Here is a 4066-nt window from a genome sequence, read left to right as displayed (position 1 = left end):
CCGGGCGGGGCCGCGCGCCGAGGGCGGCGCCGCCGCGGCACGGGTCGGGGCCGGCGTCTCGGCCGGGGCCGGCGCGCCGCGGATCCCGGTGCGGATGGAGAGCAGGTAGAACATGATCTCCGTCCGCCCCTGGTCCACCGCGGCGTCGATCGGCGTCAGCCCCAGCACGTTGCGGGCATCGATATCCGCGCCGCGCGCCACCGCATCCCGCGCCGCCGCCATGTCGCCGCGGTTGATGGCGTCGAACAGCGCAGCGTTGGGGGAAAGGTCGCCGGCATTGGGGTCGGCCGGGATGGCCTCCGGCGCCCGCCGGTACTGCAGCCCGGGCAGGGCCGGCGGCGGCGGCCGCTCCGGGGCGGGGGCGGCGGAGGGGCGGGCGGAACGGGGGCGGCCGAATTGCGCCGCGGCCTCGGAGCTGGGCAGGGCCAGCCAGGCCAGGGTGGCAAGCGGCAGCAGGGCAAGGGGAGCGCAGCGCATGGCCCGGAGCCTATCCCGGTCCGGTCCGGGCCGCCAGATCACCGGCAATCGTCGCCGCGCACCCCGAAGCTCTCCACCTTGCCGTCCTTCACGGTGAAGATCACGTCGCAGCCCCGCGTCACCAGCATCGGCCCCGGGGGCGGCAGCAGCGGGCCGAAGCGGCCATAGGGCCGGCCCCAATAGGGGTAGGGGTCGCTCGGCCAGAGCTGGGTGCGGCGCCATTCATATTGCAGGTATTTCCGCCCCTCGGCCTCGTAGCTCCGGGTCGGCACGCCCTGGCTGGCGATCAGCACCGCCTCGCTCTGGCCAACCAGCGGCGCCAGCCGCGCCTCCAGCGGCGGTTCCTGCGCGCAGGCGGCGAGCAGGGGGAGCAGCAGAGCGAGGCGCTTCATCGTCATTCGCCTTTCCCGCCACCGGCGGGGCCAGGGATGGGGCTGGGCCGGACGGCCGGGCGAGGCATCCTTCTACCGCCCCTCCCGCCGCCAGGCGAGCACCGCAAGCCCCAGGGTCAGCGGCAGAGCCAGCCAGGGCGGCAGCAGCGGCAGGGCGGCGATGCCGGTCACGGTGTGGTCGCCATTGCGCCGCAGCCCGATCCAGCCGGTGCCGGCGGCGTCCCGGCCGGGCCCGACGCGGCGCAGCTCCGGCAGCGTCGGCTCCGCCCCGGCCCCGAGCCAGCGCGCCGCGCCGCCCGTCGCGGCCAGGATGGGCGCCAGCTTCGCCGGGTCCGCGCGCAGATCGGCGACTTCCGGCGGGTTGGCCGCGGCGGCGGCGGCGAAGGCGCTGCGGCTGCCATCGGTCACCTGCCACACCCCCGGCTGCTCGGCGGGCAGGGAGGCGGTGGCATGGCCGCCCGCCCCCGGTTCCAGCGGCACGCGCCTTGTGCTGCCGTCCGGCGCGGTGACGGTGATCTCGGGCGGCGGCCCCGGCTCCACGCTGCGGCGTTCCACGCGCAGCCTGCCGGCCTCGATGCGGGCGGTCAGGTCCTCTTCCTCCAGCTCCGGCTCCCGCATCAGCCAATGCGCGGCGCGGCGGAGGAGTTCCGCCTGCGGCCCGCCGCCATCATGGCCGCGCGACCAGAGCCAGATATGGTCGGAGAGCAGCAGGGCGACCCGCCCCTCCGCCACCCGGTCGAGGATCAGCAGCGGCGCCCCGCCGGCCGCCTCCATCACCGCCACGCCATCGCGCTGATCGGCGTGCAGGCTGCGGTACCAGCGGCCCCAGCTCGCCTCGGCCTCCGGCGTGGGGTTGGCGCCGGTCAGCCCCTCCGTCACCGGGTGCCGGGCGCCGAGGGCGGTGACGCGCGGACGGAAGGCGCCCTCCGCCACGGCGGATTGCCCCGGTCCCGCGGCCGGCCGCGCCGGCAGCACGGCGCCGAGCGGCGTCGCGGCCAAGCTCGTCGGCCCGGTGAATTCCGGCCCGACCGAGAGCAGCAGCGCCCCACCGCCGCGCACATAATCCGCGATGTTCCGCAGATAGGCCGGCGGCAGGATGCCACGATTGGCGAAGCGGTCGAAGATGACGAGGTCGAATTCGCGGAGCTTCACCTGGAACAGCTCGCGCACCGGGAAGGCGATCAGCGCCAGCTCGTTCAGCGGCGTCAAATCGTCCTTCTCCGGCGGGCGGAGGATGGTGAAGTGCACCAGATCGACGCCCGGATCCGCCTTCAGCAGCCGCCGCCAGGTGCGCTCCCCGGCATGCGGCTCGCCGCTCACCAGCAGCACCCGCAGCCGGTCCCGCACGCCGGTGATGGTGACGACGGCGCGGTTGTTCAGCTCGGAGACCTCGCCGGGCCGCGCCTCGGCGGAAAGCTCCACCACGGTCGGCCCGCCGCGCTCGATCGGGATGGTGATGCGGTGCTCGCGGCCGGTGGGCACGCTCTCGGTGCGCGGCGCCGCGCCGTCCCGGCGGATGGTGAGGTTGGCCGGGGCGCCGGCGGCGGCGCCGAGATCCTCCACGGCGACGCGCAGCTCCACCGCCCGGCCGACGATGCCGAAGCCCGGCGCCTCGATGATGCGGAGCCTGCGGTCCACCTCCCCCGGCCGCCCGGGCAGCAGGGCGTGGAAGGGCGCCTCCAGCGGGGCGGTGACGGGCACGTCATGCACTTGGCCATCGGTGAGCGCGATGACACCGGCGAGGCGGGCGCGGGGGATGTCCGCCAGGGCGCGCTCCAGCGCGGTGAAGAGGCGGGTGCCCTGGTTGCCGCCCTCCGGCACCTCCACGGTCCGCATCTCGAGGTCGGGCAGGCGGCCGGCGCGGGCCTCGATGGCCTGGCGCGCTGCCTCGATCTGCGCCGCGCGGCCGCCGATCCTGGCGCTGTCCGAGCGATCGACCAGCAGCACGCCGATATCCGGCCGCGTCTCCCGCGTCTCCTCCACCAGCCGCGGATTGGCCAGCGCCAGCAGCAGCAGGGCGAAGGTGAGCGCCCGCAGCAGCCCGCCGCGGGCACTGCGGAACAGCGCCGGCACCAGGGCGATGAGCGCGACGGCGGCCAGCGCGACGAGCAGCCAGGCGGGGATGATGGGGGCGAAGTCGATGCCGGAGAGGGCCTGCACCATCTAAGCCCTCCCCACAAATCCGCTGCGCGGCTTTGCGGGAGCCCCGGATTTGCTGGATCTCCAGGACCTCGCACGGCCTTCCACCGCAAAGCCGCGGAAGGGCATCGGGCGGCGGCAGGTTTTGACGGGCATCCTAATTCCCCAGCCTTTCCAGGATGGCCGGCACATGCACCTGGTCGCCCTTGTAGTTGCCGGTCAGGGCGTACATCACGAGGTTCAGGCCGAAGCGGTAGGCGAGCGTCCGCTGCCGCGTGCCGCCGGGGATGACGGCGTAGGGGGTGTTGCCGCGCGCATCCACCGCCCAGGCGCTGGCCCAGTCATGCCCGCCGATGATGACCGGGCTGACGCTGTCATTCGCCCGGTCCTGGTCGCGCGCCACCCAGACCTGGCCGCCGGCGAAGCGGCCCGGCAGATCCGGCAGCAGGTAGAAGGCGCGCTTCAGCACATGGTCCTCCGGCACCGGGGCCAAAGGCGGGATGGCGAGGTTGCGGGTGACGCGCCGCAGCGCCTCCCGCGCCCCGGGCGCGAAGCCCTCGCCGGAGCCCTCATCCCGCGTGTCGAACAGGATGATGCCGCCATGGCGCATGAAGCCGTTCAGCGCGGCGATGGCGGCGGCATCCGGCGCCGGCGCGTCCGGCGTCACCACCCAGTAGAGCAGCGGGTAGAAGGAGAGGTCGTCCTGCCCCGGCGTCACCGCCGCCGGCTCGGCCAGCGCCGCCGCGCTGCGCCGGTTCACGAAGTCCGAAAGCCCGACCAGCCCGGCGCGCAACGTATCGTCCAGCCCGGCATCGCCGGTGACGATGTAGGCGAGGCGAGTGGCCAGCGCCGGGTCGTTGCTCTCCGCCCGGGAAGCGGGCGCGGCGAGCAGCAGCAGCGGCAGGGCGATGGCGGCCGCACGCCGCGAAGCGGGCAGGCCCAGCAACCCGCGCAGCCGCAGCCCGAGCAGCAGGTCGGCCGCCAGCAGCAGCAGCGCCGCCGCCAGCAGCCAGGGACCGAGGTCGCGCTCCGCCGGGATGCCGCCGATCGCCATGCGG

4 protein-coding genes are annotated in these 4066 nt (G+C 75.2%); all 4 read right to left on the bottom strand.

Annotated elements, in window-relative coordinates; all coding sequences use genetic code 11:
* On the bottom strand, positions 1–477 hold a 477-nt coding region (locus tag NJ376_RS28230), incomplete at its 3' end, for an ankyrin repeat domain-containing protein (protein WP_252956681.1).
* 38 nt (positions 478–515) lie between these two features.
* Positions 516–875, bottom strand: a complete 360-nt coding sequence (locus tag NJ376_RS28225) for a hypothetical protein (protein ID WP_252956680.1) — start codon at positions 873–875, stop codon at positions 516–518.
* Between the two features lie 66 nt (positions 876–941).
* A complete protein-coding gene (locus NJ376_RS28220) occupies positions 942–3032 on the bottom strand; it encodes a hypothetical protein (protein WP_252956679.1) in 2091 nt (696 codons plus the stop codon).
* Positions 3033–3165: 133 nt separating this feature from the next.
* The coding region (locus NJ376_RS28215; RefSeq protein WP_252956678.1) for a DUF4159 domain-containing protein at positions 3166–4066 on the bottom strand (901 nt) is incomplete at its 5' end.

It is taken from the genome of Siccirubricoccus soli (assembly GCF_024178315.1).
GTDB classification, from domain to species: domain Bacteria; phylum Pseudomonadota; class Alphaproteobacteria; order Acetobacterales; family Acetobacteraceae; genus Siccirubricoccus; species Siccirubricoccus soli.
The sequence above is the reverse complement of the archived record's forward strand: the minus strand, read 5'-3'. Positions and strand labels throughout refer to the sequence as shown.